The sequence below is a fragment of the Streptomyces sp. NPDC126499 genome (assembly GCF_040302485.1).
In the GTDB taxonomy this organism is placed as follows: domain Bacteria; phylum Actinomycetota; class Actinomycetes; order Streptomycetales; family Streptomycetaceae; genus Streptomyces.
The window spans coordinates 1-20022 of the sequence record NZ_JBEOUO010000040.1 but is presented as its reverse complement, the minus strand read 5'-3'; the positions used below and the strand labels follow the sequence as shown (position 1 = coordinate 20022).

Here is a 20022-nt window from a genome sequence, read left to right as displayed (position 1 = left end):
AACGCTCGGCTGGGAAACCCCAGCCGAGCGCCTGCATAAACTGCTCGCGGCCTGATCAACACGACCACGTGTTGCAACGACCCCTAGAAAGCACCCGGGCCCGGCACGGGCCATGCCCCAGCGCGAGGTCATGCCCCGGCGCGAGGCCGTGCCCCGGCACGCGCTGTGGCCCGGGGGCCGCTCGGTCAGATCGTCGAGGCGTCGATCACGAAGCGGTAGCGCACGTCGGAGGCGATGACCCGCTCGTACGCCTCGTTGACCTGGTCGGCCGTGATCAGCTCGATCTCCGCGCCCAGGCCGTGCGCGGCGCAGAAGTCGAGCATCTCCTGGGTCTCGGCGATGCCGCCGATCATTGAGCCGGCCAGCGTCTTGCGGCCGCCGATGAGGGAGAACAGGCCCACCTTGACCGGCTCCTCCGGGGCGCCGACGTTCACCAGGGCGCCGTCGGTCTTGACCAGGCTGAGGTAGGCGTCGAAGTCCAGCGGCGCGGAGACCGTGGAGATCACCAGGTCGAAGGTGCCGGCGAGTTCGGTGAAGGTGGCCGGGTCGCTGGTGGCGTAGTAGTGGTCGGCGCCCAGCTTGAGGCCGTCCTCCTGCTTCTTCAGGGACTGGCTGAGCACGGTCACCTCGGCGCCGAGCGCGTGGGCGATCTTGACGCCCATGTGGCCGAGGCCGCCGAGGCCGACGATGGCGACCTTCTTGCCGGGGCCGGCCTGCCAGTGGGCGAGCGGCGAGTAAAGGGTGATGCCGGCGCACAGCAGCGGGGCGGCGACGTCGAGGGAGATGCCCTCGGGGATCCGCAGGGTGTAGTTCTCGTCGACGACGATGTGGGTGGAGTAGCCGCCGTAGGTCGGCTCGCCGTTCTTGTCGAGGGCGTTGTACGTGCCGGTCATGCCCTTCACGCAGTACTGCTCCAGGCCCTGCTCGCAGTACTCGCACTCCCGGCAGGAGTCGACGAAGCAGCCGACGCCGACGCGGTCGCCGACCTTGTGCCGGGTGACGCCGGGGCCGACCTCGGTGACGATGCCGGCGATCTCGTGGCCCGGGACCATCGGGAAGATGCCCTCGCCCCAGCCGTTGCGGGCCTGGTGGATGTCGGAGTGGCAGATTCCGGCGTACTTGATCTCGATGAGGACGTCGTGCTCGCCGACGGCCCGGCGCGGCACGGTGGTGCGCTCCAGCGGGGCGTTGGCGGCGGGTGCTGCGATGGCGGAGACGTTCGTGGTCATGGCGGCAAGCCTGCCGTGGGTTTTCGGCCGCACCCAGACCACTGTTCTGCCTACGACCGGCGTGCCTACCACTGGCAGGGTCAGGATCGTACGCACGGTTTCGGCCGTCACCGGGAATACTGGGGACACATGGACCTCAGTGCCGAACTCAGCGAATTCCTCCGCTCCCGCCGGGCACGGCTGAAGCCGCAGGACGTGGGCCTGCCCGAGTTCGGGCGGCACCGCCGGGTTCCCGGGCTGCGCCGCGAGGAGCTGGCGCAGCTGGCCGGGGTGTCGGTGGCGTACTACACCCGGCTCGAACAGGGCAACGGCCGGAACGTGTCCATGGAGGTGCTGGACTCGATCGCGCGGGCGCTGCGGCTCAGTGACACCGAGCGGGCGCATCTGACCCATCTGGCGAAGCCGACCGTGAAGAAGCGGCAGCGGGCGGGCGGTTCCCGACCGCAGCAGGTGCGGCCCGGTCTGGCGCAGCTCCTGGACGCGATGGAGGGGGTGCCGGCCTTCGTCGTGGGGCGGCGGCTCGACGTCCTGGCCTGGAACCGGATGGCGCGGGCGCTGTTCGGCGACTTCGCCGCGTGGGATCCGCGCGAGCGGAACATGGCCCGGATGATCTTCCTGGACGCCAACGCGCGTGATCTGTACGTGGACTGGGAGTGCAAGGCGGTCGAGGTCGTGAGCGTGCTGCGGCTGTACGCGGGGATGCACCCGGACGACCCGGAGCTGATGGCGCTGGTCGGCGAGCTGTCGGTCAGGAGCGAGGAGTTCCGCTCGCTGTGGGCGGCGCACACGGTGACGGACAAGGGGCACGGGACGAAGCGGCTGCGGCATCCGCTGGTGGGCGAGATGACGCTGTCGTACGAGTCGTTGAAGGTGTCCGGCGACGATCCCGACCTGGTGCTGGTGACGTACCACGCGGAGCCCGGCTCGCCGTCGGCGGACGCGCTGCGGCTGCTGGCGCAGTGGGGCGTGGACGAGCCGGTGGAGGCGGGGACGGAGACGGACCCGACCGCGGACCCGCGGGCGTGACGACCGACCCGCGGGCGTGAACGCGAGCGGCCCCCCTCGTCGCCGGACGAGGGGGGCCGCTTCACTTCACCGCTGCGGCAGGTCCCGAGAGGGTCAGACCGCCGAGCCGGCCTTCCACTCCGACCAGCTCATGTTCCAGCCGTTGAGGCCGTTGTCGGGCGCGATCGTCTTGTCCTTGGAGTTCTTGACGATCACCACGTCACCGATGATCGAGTTGTTGTAGAACCAGGCGCCCGGCTGGCTCGGGTCGTTCGCGCCCTTGACGTCGGCGAGGCCCACGCAGCCGTGGCTGGTGTTCACGTTGCCGAAGATGGAGCGCGCGCCCCAGTAGTTGCCGTGGATGAAGGTGCCGGAGGTGGACAGGCGCATCGCGTGCGGCACGTCCTTGATGTCGTACTCGCCCTTGCCGTCCGCGTCGGTGAAGCCGACGGTGGCGCCGTTCATCCGGGTCTCCTTGAACTTCTCGGAGATCACCATCTGGCCGTTGTAGGTGGTGTTCTCCGGGGAGCCCGCCGAGATCGGGATGGTCTTGACCGTGCGGCCGTCCTGCTTGACCGTCATCACCTTGCTGGCCACGTCGACCGTGGACACCTGGTTGCGACCGATCTTGAAGGTGACGGTCTTCTCCTGGACGCCGTAGACACCGTCGGCGCCCTCGACGCCGTCGAGCTCCAGCTTCATGGTGACCGTGGAGCCCTCGGCCCAGTACTTCTCCGGGCGGAAGTCCAGCCGCGTGGAGTTGAACCAGTGGCCGACGACCTCCTGGCCCGAGCTGGAGCTGACGCTGATGCCGCTCTGGACGGCCTTCTTGTCCTTGATCGCCTTGTTGAAGTTGATCGAGACCGGCATGCCGACGCCGACCGTGGAGCCGTTCTCCGGCGTGAAGTTGGCGATGAAGCTGTTGGCCTTGGAGACCGTGGTGAAGGAGGAGTTCTCGTGCGCCTCCAGCCCCCCGGCGTCCTTGGCCGTCGCCGCGATCTTGTAGACGACGCCCCGCTTGAGCTGACCGCTGGGCTGCCAGCTCAGACCGTCCGCCGCTATCTCGCCCTCGACGGTGTCGCCCTCGGCGGAGGTCATCGTGACCTCGGTGAGCTTGCCGTCGGTGACGGTGACCTTGGCGCCGTCGTTGATCGAGACGTTCTGGGCACCGTTCTTCGGCGAGATCGTGATCTGCGCCTTGGAGGTCTTCTGCGCGGCGGCCTCGTCGACCTGAGCCTGTGACTGGGCGCTCTGCGAGGCGTCGGCGGCGCTGCCGCCCTTGTCGCTGTCGCTGCACGCCGAGAGCACCAGCACGCCACCGAGCACCGCGGCGGCCGCCGTCAGGCTCCTGCGGCGCTTGCCGTACGTCATCACACGCTTCTCCATCGTCGCCGATTACCTGCCACTTCCCACTGAAACACCCATGACAACCCGCCCGGTTCCGTAACCGGGGGGTTTGTGGGGAACACCACTGTGCGACACGCACCGGCGGAGCTTTCGGTTCCCGGCGGCCCTCCGAGACGGGAACGGGCCCCGGGACGACACCGTCCCGGGGCCCGAGGGGCAGGGGCGGTGGGTCAGGTGCGGTCGTCTTCGTCGTCTTCCCGCACACCATCTTCGTCGTCGAGGTCCCACTCCATCGCATCGGGGTCGTAATCGATCTCCTCGCTGCTCCAGGAGGCCTGCACCATCTCGACTCCGGGGACGGTGCCGACCAGGTCGAAGGGCTCGACGAGGTAGGCGAGGGCCTCCGCGCTGTCCTCCGCGACGGCGGCGCGGGCGTGCACCCGCTCCTCCTCCGGCATGAACTCGTCGGCGTCGATCCGGGCCGTGGCGGCCTCGGTGAGTTCGGCGGGGCCGTCAATCTGCAGGACCAGATCGACCCGAAGCCGTACATAGCGTGATGTCTCGGAAGTGCTCATGGGCGGAGCGTAGAGCGCGAGAGGGCCTCGGCTTTCCCACGACCCGCTGAGTTCAATAGCATCGGCGCACCTACCAGTTCGCGGTTTTCCGCCAAGGGGGATCGAATCCACGTGTCCGCCGCCCGACGCCCGCTGCTCACCGCCACCGCCGCGGGGACCCTGCTCTGCGCGCTGTGGTTCGTGCCCTCAGCGAATGCCACCGGAGAGCAGCACGCGACGGACCGCACGCCGTCGACCGGCGCCGGGGTCCGGGACGACCATCCGCGGCTCGCGGAGACCGGCGGCATCGACACCACGCCGTATCTGCTGGGCGGGACGGCGTTCCTGGGCGTGGGCGCGGGCTTCGTGACGCTGGCGATGCGGCGGGGCGGCCGGGCCTCCTGAGCATGGGGAAGGGCCGCCCCCGGTGCTCGGGGGCGGCCCTTTCCGTACCTGCTCGCCGGTCCGCTACGCGAGCGGACCGGTGACCGGCTCGACCGCGGCGACCAGCCGGCCCTCGCGTACGAAGGCGTCGGCGGCGGCCAGGTCGGGGGCGAGGAAGCGGTCCGGGCCGGGACCCTGGACGCCGGCCGCGCGCAGGGCCGCGATGGCGGCGGCGGAGGCGGGGGCCGGGGCCAGGCCGTGGCGGAGCTCGATGCCGCGGGTGGCGGCGTAGAGCTCGACGGCGATGATCCGGTTGAGGTTGTCGACCGCGGTGCGCAGCTTGCGGGCGGCGGACCAGCCCATGGAGACGTGGTCCTCCTGCATCGCCGAGGACGGGATGGAGTCGGCGGAGGCCGGGACGGCGAGCCGCTTCATCTCGCTGACCAGGGCGGCCTGCGTGTACTGGGCGATCATCAGACCGGAGTCGACGCCGGCGTCGTCGGCGAGGAACGGCGGCAGGCCGTGCGAGCGGTTCTTGTCGAGGAGCCGGTCGGTGCGGCGCTCGGCGATGGAGCCGAGGTCGGCGGCGGCGATCGCGAGGAAGTCGAGGACGTACGCGACGGGGGCGCCGTGGAAGTTGCCGTTGGAGCGGACCTGCCCGTCGGCGAGGACGACCGGGTTGTCGACGGCGGCGGCGAGCTCGCGCTCGGCGACGAGCCGGGCGTGGGCCATGGTGTCGCGGCCGGCGCCGGCGACCTGCGGGGCGCAGCGCACGGAGTAGGCGTCCTGGACGCGGGGGGCCTCGCCGCTCTGGTAGTGGCCGGTGAGCTCGGAGCCCTTGAGCACGGCCAGCATGTTGGCGGCGGAGGCGGCCTGGCCGGGGTGCGGGCGGATGGCGTGGAGCTCGGGTTCGAGGACCTTCTCGGTGCCGAGGAGGGCTTCGAGGGTGAGGGCGGCGGTGATGTCGGCCGACTTGTAGAGGTTCTCCAGGTCGGCGAGCGCCATGATCAGCATGCCGAGCATGCCGTCGGTGCCGTTGAGGAGGGCGAGGCCCTCCTTCTCCCGCAGCTCGACGGGCTCGATGCCGGCGGCGGCGAGCAGCTCGCCGGCGGGCTTGACGACGCCGTCGGGGCCCTCGGCGTCACCCTCGCCCATGAGCGCCAGGGCGCAGTGGGAGAGCGGCGCGAGGTCGCCGGAGCAGCCGAGCGAGCCGTACTCGTGGACGACGGGGGTGATCCCGGCGTTGAGCAGGTCGGCCATGGTCCGGGCGACCTCGGGGCGGACGCCGGTGTGGCCGGAGGCGACGGTCTTGAGCCGCAGGAACATCAGCGCGCGCACGACCTCGCGCTCGACGCGGGGGCCCATGCCGGCGGCGTGCGAGCGGACGATGTTGCGCTGGAGCTGGGTGCGCAGCTCGTGGCCGATGTGCCGGGTGGCGAGCGCGCCGAAGCCGGTGGAGACGCCGTAGACCGGCTCGGGCTTGGCGGCGAGCGCGTCCACGGTGGCCCGCGCGGCGGCGAGCGCCTCGACGGCCTCGGATGACAGCTCGACGCGGGCGCCATTGCGGGCGACGTCGATGACGTCCTGCGGGGTGGTGCCGGACGTCCCAAGGACGACAGTCTGCATATCCATATTCAGCAGCCTACGGACTGAAGAGCGTCATGTCACTAGGTGTCGACCAAGGCGGCCGGAGCGGGGCGCTCCGTTTCAGTGTGGGGGCCCTGCGAGGAGGGCGGCGAGCGGGCGTACGCGGCCGGGCCGCACGGGCACCCGACGGGCCGGGTGGCCGCCGCGCGTCACGGCTGCGGCCCCCGGCGGTGCGCGGACGCGTAGCGCATCAGGTGGTAGGTCGCCTTGCCGAGGAGTCGCAGCGACGCGGCCGGATCACCGCCCTGGTCCCGCAGCAGCGCGCGGGCGTGTTCGGCCGTCTTCTCGACGATGTCCCGGGCGCGGCTGTCCGCCAGCGTCCTCGCGTACGCCTCGGCCGGGGTGACGAGCCGCTCGATGTGTGAGCGCAGGCGCCTGCGGAGCTCGTCGGCCACGGGGCCGGTCGGCCGGCCCTCGGCGAGGGCGAGCGCCAGATCCACGTCCCGCCCCATGTCGACCCACGTCGGGGGCTGCTCACTCACGGTGCTCACCGCCCACTGTCCCCATCGCCGTCGGAGCGGTGGCGGGCCTCGCCCGACCCCGCCTCGCCGGGCAGCGGTCCCGTACGGGCCAGGAACGCCTCCCAGCCACGCTGGGCCCGCCCGAGGAGCGCTGGCGACGGGCGGCAGCCGCAGGGGGCGGGAGGCGTTCCGGCACATACGTCGGGAAGCTCGCCCGGCTCCTGACTGGTGGTCATCGTGGGTCTCCACGTTCTTCGTGAGCTGCGAAGACGGCCGCATCAGGACGCGGGCTCGCCGACCACCATGCTGGTCAGCCCCAGAGGGCGCGCATAGTGCGATTTCCCGTGTGAAATCTCTTGCGACGTTGCGGTGTTGGAACGTTCATCCGGAATCGAAGGGCAAGATGAAGGACATGGATCTCGGCGAGGTGATCCGGCAGCTGCGTCTGGCCCGGGGCTGGTCCCAGGGCCGGCTGGCTGCGGCGATCAACGAGCGATACGGGACGACGCTCGCCCGTGAGTACGTGAGCAACTGGGAGTGCGGCAAGGTCACGCCCCGGGACTTCTACCTCCGGGCCTTGTCCGCCGTGCTGGACGCCCCCCTGGCCGCCTTCGAGGACGACGTGAGACGCCGAACGTTCCTGACCGATGTCGCGGGTACCGCCATAGCGCCCGTGATCGCCTCCGACCTGCTGTCCGACGGCTTCGCCGCTCGGCTGCGGGGCGGACCGTCCGTGGACGAGTGGGAGGGAAAACTTGCCACGTACGGCACGGAGTACATGAGCATGGGCGCGGGAGACATCCAACGTCGGGTCTCCCGCGAACTCGTGATCGTGCAGCAGCAACTCGAAGACACGCGACTCTGGTCGGTGGCGTCGCGGCTGATGACGCTGTACGCGAAGACCTTCCCCGGCTCCGACGGGTCGAAGGCCGTGCACTGGTACCGCATGGCCGCGCACGCCGCGGACCAGGCGGGCGACGACGAGGCGCGCGTCTGGGTGCGGGGCCGGGCGGCGATCGCGCTCGGGTACGAGGGCGCCTCCCTCGGCTTCGCCGACGTACTCGCCGATCAGGCCCTCGCCATCAGTGACACCCCGTCCCTCGGTCTGCTCAACGCCGTCTACGGGCGCGCCCATGCCGCCGCCCTTCGAGGCGACCGGGCCACGGCCCTGAGCCTGGACCTCCAAGGCCGGCGGATCTTCGACAAGGTCGGCTCCCACGAGCAGACGTCCGACTACGCGGTGCCGTGGTGGCGCCTCAACGTCTTCCGTTCCCTGCTCCTGGCACGCCTCGGTGACGAGAAGGGCGCCGTCGAGGCCCAGGACCAGGCCCGCGGTGCGCTGCCCCCCGAACTCCCCCGCTTCGCCACGCACCTGGAGCTGCACCGGGGGCTGATGCTGGTGCGAGCCGGTGACCGCGAAGGCGGAGTGGCGTACGCCCAGGCGGCGATGGACGCGCTTCCGTCAGAGAAGCACAGTCTGACGCTGCGGATGCTCATGGAAGAGATCAAGAAGCCCTGAAGTTCTGGCATATTCACTCAGCGCATCCGGAGCACCACGGTGTGTGCGGTACGGTTCACGCAAAACGGCCCTCGAGACGGCGGCAACCGTCAGCGAGGGCCTCGACCACCAGTGGAATCGAGACCCCTCCACCGATGATGTACCGCCACATTATCGCGCCCTCGCGCGGCTTCACTCAGTTCTCCCACGACCTCATCCGGCATCCGCGCCTCGGCTCCGACGCCGTACGGCTCCTGACCTGGCAGCTCTCGCTCCCGGCGAGCGCGCCCGAGTCACTGTCCCGAACAGCCGAACGTGCCCGGATCGGGGCATGCGCGTTCGCCCGGGCGAAGCGGCAGCTGAAGGAGGAGGGGTTCGTCCACGAGCGGCGCGTGCAGGGCCCGGGCGGGCGGTGGGTGACCCAACAGCTCGTCTCCAACCGTCCGTTGGGCACGGGGGAAGCCGCGAAGCTGCTGGGGCGGATGCCCGTACCGAGTGCCGGGATTCCGGCCGTCGGTGGGCCGACCACCCCGCCCACCGACGGTCATCCAGAGAAAGACCGTGTCGAAGACACCTCCAACCATCCGCCGGAGCCGGAGCCGGTGCCGGGGCCGGAGTCGCAGTCGCAGTCGCAGTCGCAGCCACCGCCACAGCCGGAGGCAGAGACCGGGCCCCCCACCCAGGCCCCACCCGCCGCGCCGGACATCCTCCAAGAGGCCCGCGCGCTCATGGCCGCGCTGCCGCTCCTGTCGCCCGCCCTCCGGCACATTCCCCCGGGCATGCGGGACGAGTTGACCGGGCTCGCCGCCGACTGGCTGTCCGCCGGGCACAGTTCCGCCGACGTCCACACCCACGTCCTGCGGGGGCTGCCCGGGAGCGGGACGCCGGTGCGCCGGCCCGGCGGGCTCGTCCGCTACCTGCTGCGGGAGGTCCCGCCCGTGGCACCCGCGCCCCCCGCACTGCCCGAGCGGCGATCAGGGCCGCGCCTGTCCGCACGGCTGGCGGCCGCCCGGGAGTGCGAGGGCGAGCACGTGCAGCCGATGCTGTTCCGGCCCGTCGGCGACGAGACGCTGTGCGCCGCCTGCACGGCTTCGACCCGGCAGGACGGGGACGGGACGGCGCCCGCACCCTCCCCTCATGTCTCGTCGGTGAGGGCGCGGGTGGCCTCCCGCTGAATCCGGGCGGACTCGTGGAGCCTACGCCGGCGGCGCGTCCCGGAAGCGGCGGCGGTCGCGGGCGCCGGGCGGGGCGTCGGCGAGGCGGATGACCGTGCCGTCGCGGCCGGCCACCACGGGCTTGGCGGAGCGGGCCGCCTTGGCCTGGTACTGGGCGGCGTCGGCGAGGCGGAAGAGGCGGCGGGCCGACTTGAGGGGGCCGATCGGGTCGCCGGTGGACGCCACCCCGCAGGCCACGCCCTCGCCCAGCTCCAGTTCCGCCGCCCGTACGCACAGCTCCTCGGCGACCGCCACCACCTCGTCCGCCGTCGGACCGACCGTCAGGAGGCAGAACTCGTCCCCGCCGAGCCGCGCCGCCAGCGCGCCCGGGAGCATCGCGCCGCACCGTGACAGAACGGAGCCGAACCGTTCCAGCAGACGGTCGCCGACCGCGTGGCCGTGGGTGTCGTTGACCCGCTTCAGGCCGTTCAGGTCACAGACCACGAGGCTCACCACGGAGCCGTCGCTCCGGTAGCGCTCGATCGCCTGGTCGAGCCGGGTGTCCACGGCCCGGCGGTTGGCGAGGCCGGTCAGCGGGTCGGTGAAGGCGAGCTTGCGGACCTCCTCCAGGCGCTCGGCCTGGGCGATGCCCGCCGCGACGACGGCGGCGAGAACGGTCGCGAAGTCGGCGTCGTCCCGGTCGAAGGTGGCCGCCCCGGCCGGCCGCGCCACGTACAGCTCGCCCCAGGCCCGGCCGTGCAGCACGACCGGGGCGACCACGCAGCAGCCGCGCCCGCGCCGCCGAAGGCCCGTGACCCGGCCGGTCGGCACCCGGTCGGCGGCGGTCTCCACCCACGCGTCGGGCTCGCCGCCGCCCGCCCACTGCTCGTGCAGGAACTCGGTGATCTCCGGGAACTGGTGGACGGGGTAGGTCTCGGCGTCCGGGAACTCCTCCTCCCCGACCGCCCGCTCCCCCGCGTTCACCAGGACCTTCAGCCGGCCGTGGTCCCGCTCCCAGACGGACAGCGCCGCGAAACTGCCGCCGAGCGCCTCGCAGGCCCCCAGCGCCGCGGCCCGCCAGAACTCGCGCGGAGTGTGCGCCGCCGCCATCGCCTGCGCCAGCGCCACTACGGCCCGCAGCCGAACGTCCTCACCCATTCCTCCAGCTTAGGGAGGTTTGATCCGTTTTCCCTTTCGAGACGTCACGGAAAGTGACATTTGGTGCAAAACAGGAACAACGACTCGGGGTCACCCTCTCGACCGGGACAGCGCCTCACGTGCCCGGCCGGGACGGGGCCCCACCCTCCCGACCGGGACGGGGCCCCACCCTCCCGACCGGGACAGCGCCTCGCGCGCCGGCCGGACGCCGACCTCACTCACCCGGCCACTGCGGCTTCCGCTTCTCGTTGAAGGCCGCCACACCCTCCGCCCGGTCGCCCGAGAAGGCCACCGAGCGCCAGGCCGCGTCCTCGACCTCCAGGCCCGCCCGCAGGTCGAGACCCTGGCCGAGCCGCATGGCCTTCTTGGCTGCGCGCAGGCCGACCGGCGAGTTGGCCGCGATCCGGCCGGCCAGTTCCAGCGCCGCCGTACGGGCGTCCTCCTCCAGGAGGTCGACCAGCCCGAGCCCGCGGGCCTCGGCGGCCTCCACCCGGCGCGCCGTGAAGACCAGCTCGGCGGCGCGGGCCGCACCCACCCGGCGCGGCAGCAGCTGCGTACCGCCGCCGCCGGGGATGACGCCCACCGACACCTCCGGCAGGCCCACCACGGCGGTCGCGTCGGCCACGATCACGTCACAGGCGAGCGCCAGCTCGAAGCCGCCGCCGAGGGCGAAGCCGTGCACGGCCGCGATCGTCGGCATGGGCAGCTCCAGGACGCCGGTGTAGGCGGCGCGGGCGACCGGCCGCTGGCGGACCAGCTCGGCGTCGGTGAAGGAGTTGCGCTCCTTGAGGTCGGCGCCGACGCAGAAGGCCCGGTCGTTGGAGGAGGTCAGCACGGTGACGCGTACGGACTGGTCGGCGGCCAGCGCGTCGCAGGCGGCACCGAGGGAGCGGGCCATCTCCGAGGACACCGCGTTCATGGCCTTGGGCCGGTCGAGGACCAGCTCGGCGACATGCCCGGCCCCGTCCCTGCGGACCACCACGAACTCACCGAACCGCTGCTCGGACTGCTGCTCCGACACGACCGCATGCTCCGACATGACCGCACACCCTCCCGGTTAACGCCTGTTAACGGCTGTTCACCGGAGATCTTAGGTCGGGCGGCGGCTCAGCAGCCAGGGCTCCACGACACCCAGTCCACGCACCGGCCGCTGCCACATCGGCTGGAGCGCGAAGCGGTACGCGGGCGCCTGCCCGCCCTCCTTCTCGGCGCGGGCGGCCTCCTCGGCCGCCTGCGTCTCGGAGACGGGCGCGTCTCCGGTCCTGGTGAGCTCCTCGGCGAGGGCGCTGTCGACCAGGACGGCGTCCTTGGGAGCTATCGAGGTGAGCCGGCTGGCGAGGTTGACGGTGGTGCCGAAGACGTCGCCCATGCGGGTCGTGACGGTGCCGAAGGCGATGCCGACCCGCAGCGCGGGCATGGTCTCGTCGTGGCTGAGCGTCTCGATCAGCCGGAGCGCGATCTCGGCGGCCGTGCCGGCGTCGTCGGCCGCGTACAGCACCTCGTCGCCGAGCGTCTTGATGAGCCGGCCGCCGTGCGCGGCGACCAGGTCGGCGCAGGTGGTCTCGAAGGCCTCGACGAGCTCGCCGAGCTCCTCCTCCTCCAGGCGCCGGGTGAGCCGGGTGAAGCCGACGAGGTCCGCGAAGCCGACCGCGAGCCGCCGGTCGACCATCTCCTCGTCGTCGGCGGCCTGCACGACCCGGCCGGTGGCGGCGGCGAGCTGGCGCCGCCACACGTAGATCAGGAACTCCTCCAGCTCGGGCAGGAGCAGCTCGACGAGGGGGTACGTGACCTCGGTGCGGGTCATGCCGGGCTCGGGCGGCTCGGTGAGCCCCTCCAGGAAGGAGTCGATCTGCCATTCGGCGAGCCGGGCCGTGGTCTGCCCGGTGGACCGGGCCACCTGCACCGCCATCGGCTCGCTGAGCAGTCCGGCCTCGACGAGACCGGCGAGGCGGCGCAGGGCGAGGACGTCGGCCTCGGTGAGGGCCTTGGCCTGGCCGATGTCGGCGAAGCCCATGGCGCGCCAGAAGCGGGAGGCGAGCTCCATGGAGACGCCGGCGGTGCGGGCGGCCTGGAAGGGGGTGTAGCGGCGGTCGGCGCCGAGGATGAGCTGTTCGAGGCGGATCGCGAGGGGGTCGTCGGTCGGCTCGACCGTGTGGTCGACGACATGGTGGGGCGTGGGGTACGCGGCGGAAGCGGCGGGCGGTTCGGCGGGTTCGGCTGGTTCGGCCCCGCCGGCGGGTTCGGCTGGTTCGGCCCCGCCGCCGTTGTTCGCGTCGTCGACGGTCACCGGCCGCCTCCTGCCCGTTCCCTGCCCACTGTCCTGCCGATCTGTCGCGTGGCGAGTGCTTCCCCGGTCTTCACGGATCCCTCTCCACGAATCGCGCTCCACGATACGACAGGTGTGTGCTGGCTCACGCCCGAACCGGTCCCGACCCGTCCCGACCGGTCGGGAACCGGCCGGTCCGGACGGGTGACGGTGAGCGTCGGCGGCGGGGGCGGGGACGCGAGGGCGTGGCGGACCGGTTCAGCCGGCCGCGCGCAGGTGGACGACGTCGCCGGCCGCGACGGCCTCGGTGCCGCCGCCCTCGGTGGCGACGACCAGGCGCCCGTCCTCGTCGACGGCGACGGCGTCGCCCTCCAGCATCCGCTCGCCCGGCAGGTCGGCGCGGACCCGGCGGCCGAGGGTGGCGCAGGCGGCCGCGTACGCCTCCTGGAGCCCGGACGCGGCCGGGTCGCCGCCGGCCCGCACCCAGTCGCCGTACCACTGCTCCAGCGAGCGCAGGATCGCCCGCAGCAGGGTGTCGCGGTCGGTCGAGACGGCGCCGGCGAGGAGGAGGGAGCCGGCGCCCGGCACCGGGAGCTCGTCCTCGCGGAGGGTGACGTTGATGCCGAGGCCGACGACGACGCCGTCCGCGCCGGCCCGCTCGGCGAGGATGCCGCCGGTCTTGCGTTCCTCGCCGGCCACGTCGACGAGGAGGTCGTTGGGCCACTTGAGGGAGAGGTCGGTGCCGGCGGCCTTGGCGAGGCCGTGCGCGGCGGCCACGCCGGTCAGCAGCGGCAGCCAGCCCCAGTGGTGCACGGGCACGTCGGGCTTGAGCAGGACGGAGACGAAGAGGCCGGAGCGGGCGGGCGCGACCCAGCTGCGGTCGAGGCGGCCGCGCCCGGAGGTCTGCTCCTCGGCGACGAGCACCGCGCCTTCGGGGAGTTCGTCGGCGCGGGCGGCGAGGTCGGAGTTGGTGGAGCCGGTGGACTCGACCACGTCGAAGGAGGTCCACAGCGCGTCGGGGAGGACGAGCGCACGGCGCAGGGAGGGTGCGTTGAGCGGGGGGCGGTCGAGGTCCGACCAGCGTCCCGCGGAGCCTTGGGAGGACGTCATGCAAGCCAGCGTAGGTGTGGCAAACGCCGCACTGCCGAACCGTATCGACGCCGATACGCTACGGGTCAGTAGCCCAGCAGTAGTCCATTCGTAGTCATCGAACCCCCCGTGACCAGGCAGGGAGCCGCATCCCGATGTCCGAGCCGGCAGAGCACAACCAGATCGACATTCACACGACCGCGGGCAAGATCGCGGACCTGCAGCGCCGGATCGGCGAGGCCACGCACGCCGGTTCCGAGCGGGCGGTGGAGAAGCAGCACGCGAAGGGAAAGCTGACCGCGCGCGAGCGCATCGCACTGCTGCTCGACGAAGGTTCGTTCGTGGAGCTGGACGAGCTGGCCCGGCACCGCTCGTCCAACTTCGGCCTGGAGAAGAACCGCCCGTACGGTGACGGCGTGGTGACCGGTTACGGCACGGTCGACGGCCGCCCGGTCGCCGTCTTCTCGCAGGACTTCACCGTCTTCGGCGGCGCCCTCGGCGAGGTCTACGGCCAGAAGATCGTCAAGGCCATGGACTTCGCCCTGAAGACGGGCTGCCCGGTGATCGGCATCAACGACTCCGGCGGCGCCCGCATCCAGGAGGGCGTCATGGCCCTCGGCGCGTACGGCGAGATCTTCCGCCGCAACACCCACGCCTCCGGGGTGATCCCGCAGATCTCCCTGGTCGTCGGCCCCTGCGCGGGCGGCGCGGTCTACTCCCCCGCGATCACCGACTTCACGGTGATGGTGGACCAGACCTCGCACATGTTCATCACGGGGCCCGACGTCATCAAGACGGTGACCGGCGAGGACGTCGGCTTCGAGGAGCTCGGCGGCGCCCGCACCCACAACACCACCTCGGGTGTGGCCCACCACATGGCGGGCGACGAGAAGGACGCGATCGAGTACGTCAAGTCCCTTCTGTCGTACCTGCCGTCCAACAACCTCTCGGAGCCGCCGGCCTTCCCGGAGCAGGCCGACACCGAGAGGACGGAGGAGGACCGCGAGCTCGACGTCCTCATCCCGGACTCGGCGAACCAGCCGTACGACATGCACACCGTGATCGAGCACGTCCTCGACGACGGCGAGTTCCTGGAGACCCAGGCGCTGTTCGCGCCGAACATCCTGACCGGTTTCGGCCGGGTGGAGGGCTTCCCGGTCGGCATCGTCGCGAACCAGCCGATGCAGTTCGCCGGCTGCCTCGACATCGACGCGAGCGAGAAGGCGGCGCGTTTCGTCCGCACCTGCGACGCCTTCAACATCCCGGTCATCACCTTCGTCGACGTCCCCGGCTTCCTGCCGGGCGTGGACCAGGAGTACGGCGGCATCATCCGGCGCGGCGCGAAGCTGATCTACGCGTACGCCGAGGCGACCGTCCCGCTGATCACCGTCATCACCCGCAAGGCCTTCGGCGGCGCCTACGACGTCATGGGCTCCAAGCACCTGGGCGCCGACCTCAACCTGGCCTGGCCGACCGCCCAGATCGCCGTCATGGGCGCGCAGGGCGCCGTCAACATCCTGCACCGGCGCACGATCGCCGAGGCGGAGGCGAGCGGCGAGGACGTCGAGGCGGTGCGCGCGCGGCTGATCCAGGAGTACGAGGACACCCTGCTCAACCCGTACATCGCGGCCGAGCGCGGTTACGTCGACGCGGTGATCCTGCCGTCCGACACCCGCCCGCAGATCGTGAAGGCGCTGCGTCAGCTGCGGACGAAGCGGGAATCCCTGCCTCCGAAGAAGCACGGCAACATCCCGCTCTAACCTCCGGGAGGGACACCCAGATGATCAAGGTCGTACGAGGAAACCCGACGCCGGAGGAGCTGGCCGCCGCACTGGCGGTGGTCCAGGCCCGGGCCGCGGCCACGGCGGCGGCTGCCGCCGAGGGCGGCGGCCCGGCGGTCCCGGAGGGCTGGTCGGACCCGGCGCGCATCGCCCGCGGTGTGCGCCACCGGCCGGGCCCGCGCTCGTGGGCGCGGTCCTACTGGCCCGTGTGACGGCAGTCGGTACAGGCGAAGGAACGGGCGAAGGCCGGACCCCATGTGCGGGAGGTCCGGCCTTCGGCGTGTGTACGTGTGCGGAGGCGGGCGGCGGTCAGGGCAGGGGAGCGACGGGAGACGGTCAGAGCAGGGGAGCGACGGCCTCGGCCATGAGGCGGTAACCGGCGTCGTTGGGGTGCAGCCGGTCGGGGTGCGCGTACACCGGGTTCAGTGCCTTGGCGTCCCGGGGGTCGGCGAGCAGCCTCGCGAAGTCGACGACCGCGTCGAACTCGCCGGAGGTCCGGATCCAGTGGTTGACCTCGGCGCTGGTCCGTTCCGCGGTGGGGCCCCAGTGGCTGGTGTCCTTGAAGGGCAGCAGCGTCGAGCCGATGACGCGTACGCCGCGGGCGTGCGCCGCGCCGATCAACTGGCGGTACGCGTCGATGAGCTCGGCGGAGGTGACGACGGGCGAGGGCTTGTAGGTGGGGTGGGGGTCGGGCTTGAGGGCGGCTTCGCTGTAGCCGATGTCGTTGAGGCCCTGGAGCAGGGCGACGGTGGTGACGCCGGGCTGGTCGAGGGCATCGCGCCGGAACCGGGCGGTGGAGCGTTCGCCGTACCAGGCCGAGTCGTTGAGGACGAGGTTGCCGCCGATGCCGGAGTTCACGACGGGGGCGTCGATCCGCTCGGCGAGCGCGTCGGAGTAGCGGCGGTTCGCGTTCGGGGTGGAGCCGAAGCTGTCGGTGATGGAGTCCCCGAAGAGGACCACGCCGCCCTTCGCGGGCGGGGTGCCGCCGCCGACCTCGACGCCGCTGAGGTAGTACCAGGACTGGCTGCGGGCGGTGAAGGCACGGCCGTCGGTGTCGGCGCGGTGGTCGCCGTCGGCGCGGTAGCTGTCGGTCCACGCCTGGGAGTGGAAGGTGGCGGGCCCGGTCGTCCCGGCGAAGTAGAGAGTGACCGTCACCGAGTCCAGGCGCTCGACGTCGAGCCGGGCCGGATCGCTGCGCAGTTCTCCGCGCGCGGGCACGGACACGGACCGCTCGCCGCCGAAGGTGAGGTGGCGCACGGAACCCGGGTCGACGGACGCGCCGGCGGTGGTGCGGGCGATGGTGGCGCCGGTGACCGCGAGGGGTGAGGTGCCGTACGCGTTGGAGAGCCTGATCCGTACCCGGTCGCCGTCCTCGGTGAGACGGACGACCTGCCGGACGGTCTGGCGGGAGAACCCCTCCTGGGACCAGTTGGGGGTGAAGCCGGTGGCGGGGAGCTGCGGAGCGGCGCCCCAGGCGGCGTGCCAGCGCGCGGCGGGCGCGGGACGGGCGTCGGCCGACGGGCCGGAGAGCAGGGTGAGGCCGACGGCGGCGGCGAGCAGCGGGGTGAGGAGCTTCTTCATGGGTGGGTCCTTGGGGAGCAGGAAGCCGGAAGGAGGAGCACGCGAGCCTTAACGGGAGGTGCGTTCCGTTAAGATGATGAGACCGTAGCAGACTCGACAGCGCTAATGGAACAGGAGACCCGTTTGAGCGAGAGCCCGTCGGCCGTGCCCGGCACCGTGCGCCCTGGGGGCCGTACCGCGAAGGTGCGCAGGGCCGTCCTCGACGCCACCGAGGACGCGCTCGCGGCCTCCGGCTTCCACACCCTGAACATGGATCAGATCGCCGCGAGCGCCGGCGTCGGCAAGACCACCGTCTACCGCCGCTGGGGCTCGCCCGTCGGCCTGGTCACCGACCTGCTGCACGACATGGCCGAACAGTCCCTGCCGGCCGCCGACACCGGCAGCCTCGCCGGCGACCTGCGCGCCAACGCCGCGCTCGTGCACCGCACCCTCACCGACCCCCGGATGGGCGCCGTCTTCCGCGCCGTGATCGCGGCGGCCGCCTGCGACGAGGAGTGCGCGACCGCCCTGCGCGGCTTCTACCGCACCCGCCTGGAGGAATGGGCCCCGGTGGTGACCCGGGCCGCGGCCCGCGGCGAGGTCCCCGCCGGCACGGACGCCCTCGAACTCCTGCGGGCCGTCTCGGCCCCGCTCTACTACCGGTTCGCGGTCACCCGCGAGGACCTGCGCGAGAGCGACGCCGAACGGGCGGTCACGGCGGCCCTCGCCGCGGCGGCGGCCGGGGCCTTCGCGGCGGCGCCCGCCCCGGGTGAGGACTAGTCCTTCGGCACGGGGCGGCTGAGTACTCGTACTCAGGCGCCCCGGCCCGCCGGACCGCAGGATCGTGGGCATGCTCTGGTCCGACCCCGAGAACGAGCCGCCCAAGGAACTGCGCGACATGCAGGCGAAGCTGCGGCGCGCGAGCGTGCTGCTCGCCGTGGCGATGGTGCTGCTAATGTTCGTGGTCGGCGCACGCTGAGCCGCCGCACACCGGGGCAGGGCTCGCTACGCTGCCCCCATGACTGCTGATCGCCGCCGTGTCGTGCTCGCCTCCGCCTCCCCCGCCCGGCTCGGACTGCTCCGGCAGGCCGGGCTCGCTCCGGAAGTGATCGTGAGCGGCGTCGACGAGGACAAGGTGCACGCCCCGACGCCCGCCGAGCTCGCCCTCGCCCTCGCCGAGGCCAAGGCCGCCCGTGTCGCCGCCCGCCCCGAGGCGAGCGGCGCCCTGGTCATCGGCTGCGACTCGGTCCTGGAGCTGGACAAGCAGGCCCTCGGCAAGCCGGCCGACGCCGAGGAGGCCACCGCCCGCTGGAAGGCCATGCGCGGCAGGGTCGGCATCCTCCAGACGGGCCACTGCGTGTACGACACGGCCGCCAAGCGCTACGAGTCGGCCACCGCCTCCACCGTCGTCCGCTTCGGCGAGCCCAGCGACGCCGAGATCGCCGCCTACGTCGCCAGCGGCGAACCGCTCCACGTGGCGGGCGCGTTCACCCTGGACGGCCGCTCGGCCCCCTTCATCGAGGGCATCGACGGCGACCCGGGCAACGTCATCGGCCTCTCCCTGCCGCTGCTGCGCACCCTGCTCGCCAAGCTCGGCGTCTCCATCACCGACCTCTGGACCTGAGCCCCGTTCAGGTGGGGGCCGGAAGTCGGGCTCGGGCGGCGGCCGACTCAGGCCACGGCTCTGCTCGGGTGGCGGCCGACTCAGGCCACGGCTCTGCTCGGGTGGCGGACGGCTCAGGCCACGGCCGGTGCCGCCTCGGGCTCCGAGCCCGGCCCCTCCCGGTTCGGCTCCGTCTCGGGCTCCGGCCTGGACTCCCCGTACGCCACCAGGGTGAGGACGATCAGTCCCACCACGACCATCAGGAACGCGAACGCCGCCCAGCCGAGCAGCCCGACCGCCACCGCGCCGAGGACGCCGTGCACGACCGCGCAGCCGATGAGGAGGGCACGGCCGGGGCGGCCGGGGCGGCGGTCGCGGATCGCGGCGATCAGCGGGACCAGGCCGCACAGGAGCAGCAGGGCGCCGGAGCCGATGCCGAGGGCCCAGGTGCCGGTGTACATGACCTCGGGGTCGAGCCCGTCGAGGGACATCGACTGCGCCTTCACGAACCGGGCCATGACCGCGTTGATCGCCACGATGCCGGGTGCTTCGAGGAAGAGCACCGCCGCCGTCACGAGCGCTATCGGTCTGCGGGCCACCTGGGCCACCCCCTGGATGCGGCTGTTACCTCCGGTACGTACGACATCGCGAAGGCTACTGGCCGGTAAACCGCTGGACAAGGGTTCGTACACGCAGGCGTCCGTCCGCCACCCTGGCAAAGAATCATTGCGCCATTCGTAGGGACTCCACAAAGAAACCCGTTTGTCGACTGGCCGCGCGAACAGAGACCTGCGCCACACCTCGGAGCTACTGTGCCGTAAAGAATCCCTGCGTACCGTGGTGCGACAAGGGATTTCACGACCCGAGCAAGCCTCGTATCACGCTCCGTGTGGGCAAGCTCACCACTGGGGACGGGTCGAAAGGCCGTGTCGGCAGTCCCTAAACTCAGCTTGTTTCAAGGAGGGAGCCATCGTGCGCAAGGTGCTCATCGCCAACCGTGGCGAAATCGCTGTCCGTGTCGCCCGTGCTTGCCGGGACGCCGGGATCGCAAGCGTAGCCGTCTACGCCGATCCGGACCGGGACGCCCTGCACGTCCGCGCGGCCGACGAGGCATTCGCCCTGGGCGGTGACACTCCGGCCACCAGTTACCTGGACATGGCCAAGGTCCTCCAGGCCGCCAAGGACTCAGGGGCGGACGCGGTCCACCCCGGTTACGGGTTCCTCTCCGAGAACGCCGAGTTCGCGCAGGCCGTCCTGGACGCCGGACTGATCTGGATCGGCCCGCC

21 protein-coding genes are annotated in these 20022 nt (G+C 72.0%); 10 read left to right on the top strand and 11 right to left on the bottom strand.

Annotation, left to right across the window (positions count from 1 at the left end; all coding sequences use genetic code 11):
* Nucleotides 1-185: 185 nt before the first annotated feature.
* Complete coding sequence (locus ABTZ91_RS33430; protein ID WP_352081001.1) at nucleotides 186-1229, bottom strand: NAD(P)-dependent alcohol dehydrogenase; 1044 nt, start codon at nucleotides 1227-1229, stop codon at nucleotides 186-188.
* A 129-nt stretch (nucleotides 1230-1358) separates the two neighbouring features.
* Between ABTZ91_RS33430 and ABTZ91_RS33425 the strand changes: the two genes are divergently transcribed.
* Nucleotides 1359-2255: a helix-turn-helix transcriptional regulator gene (locus ABTZ91_RS33425; RefSeq protein WP_352081000.1), complete on the top strand. Its 897-nt coding sequence runs from the start codon at nucleotides 1359-1361 to the stop codon at nucleotides 2253-2255.
* 93 nt (nucleotides 2256-2348) lie between these two features.
* On the opposite strand, the gene ABTZ91_RS33420 is transcribed toward ABTZ91_RS33425, so the two are convergent.
* Together ABTZ91_RS33420 and ABTZ91_RS33415 are read right to left on the bottom strand one after the other, a co-directional pair.
* Entirely contained in the window at nucleotides 2349-3620 is a 1272-nt protein-coding gene (locus ABTZ91_RS33420; protein ID WP_352080999.1) for an Ig-like domain-containing protein, read from the bottom strand.
* Nucleotides 3621-3811: 191 nt separating this feature from the next.
* A complete protein-coding gene (locus ABTZ91_RS33415; RefSeq protein WP_352080998.1) occupies nucleotides 3812-4156 on the bottom strand; it encodes a hypothetical protein in 345 nt (114 codons plus the stop codon).
* A 111-nt stretch (nucleotides 4157-4267) separates the two neighbouring features.
* Between ABTZ91_RS33415 and ABTZ91_RS33410 the strand changes: the two genes are divergently transcribed.
* Nucleotides 4268-4540 carry a hypothetical protein gene (locus ABTZ91_RS33410; protein WP_352080997.1) on the top strand — a complete coding sequence of 91 codons (273 nt, stop codon included), beginning with the start codon at nucleotides 4268-4270 and terminating at the stop codon, nucleotides 4538-4540.
* Nucleotides 4541-4603: 63 nt separating this feature from the next.
* Here ABTZ91_RS33410 and hutH read toward each other — a convergent pair whose 3' ends face one another.
* Complete coding sequence (gene hutH, locus ABTZ91_RS33405; protein WP_352081002.1) at nucleotides 4604-6145, bottom strand: histidine ammonia-lyase; 1542 nt, start codon at nucleotides 6143-6145, stop codon at nucleotides 4604-4606.
* 170 nt (nucleotides 6146-6315) lie between these two features.
* Nucleotides 6316-6648 carry a DUF6415 family natural product biosynthesis protein gene (locus ABTZ91_RS33400; protein WP_352080996.1) on the bottom strand — a complete coding sequence of 111 codons (333 nt, stop codon included), beginning with the start codon at nucleotides 6646-6648 and terminating at the stop codon, nucleotides 6316-6318.
* Between the two features lie 391 nt (nucleotides 6649-7039).
* Between ABTZ91_RS33400 and ABTZ91_RS33395 the strand changes: the two genes are divergently transcribed.
* Together ABTZ91_RS33395 and ABTZ91_RS33390 are read left to right on the top strand one after the other, a co-directional pair.
* Nucleotides 7040-8146: a helix-turn-helix transcriptional regulator gene (locus ABTZ91_RS33395; protein WP_352080995.1), complete on the top strand. Its 1107-nt coding sequence runs from the start codon at nucleotides 7040-7042 to the stop codon at nucleotides 8144-8146.
* A gap of 137 nt (nucleotides 8147-8283) precedes the next feature.
* Entirely contained in the window at nucleotides 8284-9300 is a 1017-nt protein-coding gene (locus tag ABTZ91_RS33390) for a hypothetical protein (protein ID WP_352080994.1), read from the top strand.
* 21 nt (nucleotides 9301-9321) lie between these two features.
* Here ABTZ91_RS33390 and ABTZ91_RS33385 read toward each other — a convergent pair whose 3' ends face one another.
* The 4 genes from ABTZ91_RS33385 to ABTZ91_RS33370 form a co-directional block, all read right to left on the bottom strand.
* A complete protein-coding gene (locus tag ABTZ91_RS33385; protein WP_352080993.1) occupies nucleotides 9322-10437 on the bottom strand; it encodes a GGDEF domain-containing protein in 1116 nt (371 codons plus the stop codon).
* 214 nt (nucleotides 10438-10651) lie between these two features.
* Nucleotides 10652-11476: an enoyl-CoA hydratase-related protein gene (locus tag ABTZ91_RS33380; protein WP_352080992.1), complete on the bottom strand. Its 825-nt coding sequence runs from the start codon at nucleotides 11474-11476 to the stop codon at nucleotides 10652-10654.
* Between the two features lie 51 nt (nucleotides 11477-11527).
* Complete coding sequence (locus ABTZ91_RS33375) at nucleotides 11528-12724, bottom strand: adenylate/guanylate cyclase domain-containing protein (RefSeq protein WP_352080991.1); 1197 nt, start codon at nucleotides 12722-12724, stop codon at nucleotides 11528-11530.
* Nucleotides 12725-12961: 237 nt separating this feature from the next.
* Nucleotides 12962-13813 (bottom strand): biotin--[acetyl-CoA-carboxylase] ligase, encoded by an 852-nt coding sequence (locus tag ABTZ91_RS33370; protein WP_352080990.1) that lies wholly within the window; start codon nucleotides 13811-13813, stop codon nucleotides 12962-12964.
* 134 nt (nucleotides 13814-13947) lie between these two features.
* Between ABTZ91_RS33370 and ABTZ91_RS33365 the strand changes: the two genes are divergently transcribed.
* Both ABTZ91_RS33365 and ABTZ91_RS33360 read left to right on the top strand, forming a co-directional pair.
* Nucleotides 13948-15552, top strand: coding sequence for an acyl-CoA carboxylase subunit beta (locus tag ABTZ91_RS33365; RefSeq protein WP_352080989.1), 1605 nt, complete (start codon nucleotides 13948-13950; stop codon nucleotides 15550-15552).
* A 20-nt stretch (nucleotides 15553-15572) separates the two neighbouring features.
* Nucleotides 15573-15785, top strand: coding sequence for an acyl-CoA carboxylase epsilon subunit (locus tag ABTZ91_RS33360; RefSeq protein ID WP_352080988.1), 213 nt, complete (start codon nucleotides 15573-15575; stop codon nucleotides 15783-15785).
* A 124-nt stretch (nucleotides 15786-15909) separates the two neighbouring features.
* Here ABTZ91_RS33360 and ABTZ91_RS33355 read toward each other — a convergent pair whose 3' ends face one another.
* Nucleotides 15910-17154: an SGNH/GDSL hydrolase family protein gene (locus ABTZ91_RS33355; protein WP_352080987.1), complete on the bottom strand. Its 1245-nt coding sequence runs from the start codon at nucleotides 17152-17154 to the stop codon at nucleotides 15910-15912.
* Between the two features lie 105 nt (nucleotides 17155-17259).
* Here ABTZ91_RS33355 and ABTZ91_RS33350 point away from each other — a divergent pair, with 105 nt between their 5' ends.
* From ABTZ91_RS33350 to ABTZ91_RS33340, 3 genes are all read left to right on the top strand, one after another.
* Nucleotides 17260-17913 (top strand): TetR/AcrR family transcriptional regulator, encoded by a 654-nt coding sequence (locus tag ABTZ91_RS33350; protein ID WP_352080986.1) that lies wholly within the window; start codon nucleotides 17260-17262, stop codon nucleotides 17911-17913.
* Between the two features lie 70 nt (nucleotides 17914-17983).
* The gene (gene mmpB, locus ABTZ91_RS33345) at nucleotides 17984-18112 is read left to right on the top strand and encodes a morphogenic membrane protein MmpB (RefSeq protein ID WP_352080985.1); all 129 of its coding nucleotides are present in this window, start codon (nucleotides 17984-17986) and stop codon (nucleotides 18110-18112) included.
* A 39-nt stretch (nucleotides 18113-18151) separates the two neighbouring features.
* Entirely contained in the window at nucleotides 18152-18757 is a 606-nt protein-coding gene (locus ABTZ91_RS33340) for a nucleoside triphosphate pyrophosphatase (RefSeq protein WP_352080984.1), read from the top strand.
* 113 nt (nucleotides 18758-18870) lie between these two features.
* Here the strand turns inward: ABTZ91_RS33340 and ABTZ91_RS33335 are convergent, their stop codons facing one another.
* A complete protein-coding gene (locus ABTZ91_RS33335) occupies nucleotides 18871-19335 on the bottom strand; it encodes a hypothetical protein (RefSeq protein WP_352080983.1) in 465 nt (154 codons plus the stop codon).
* A 373-nt stretch (nucleotides 19336-19708) separates the two neighbouring features.
* Here ABTZ91_RS33335 and ABTZ91_RS33330 point away from each other — a divergent pair.
* The coding region (locus ABTZ91_RS33330; protein WP_352080982.1) for a biotin carboxylase N-terminal domain-containing protein at nucleotides 19709-20022 on the top strand (314 nt) is incomplete at its 3' end.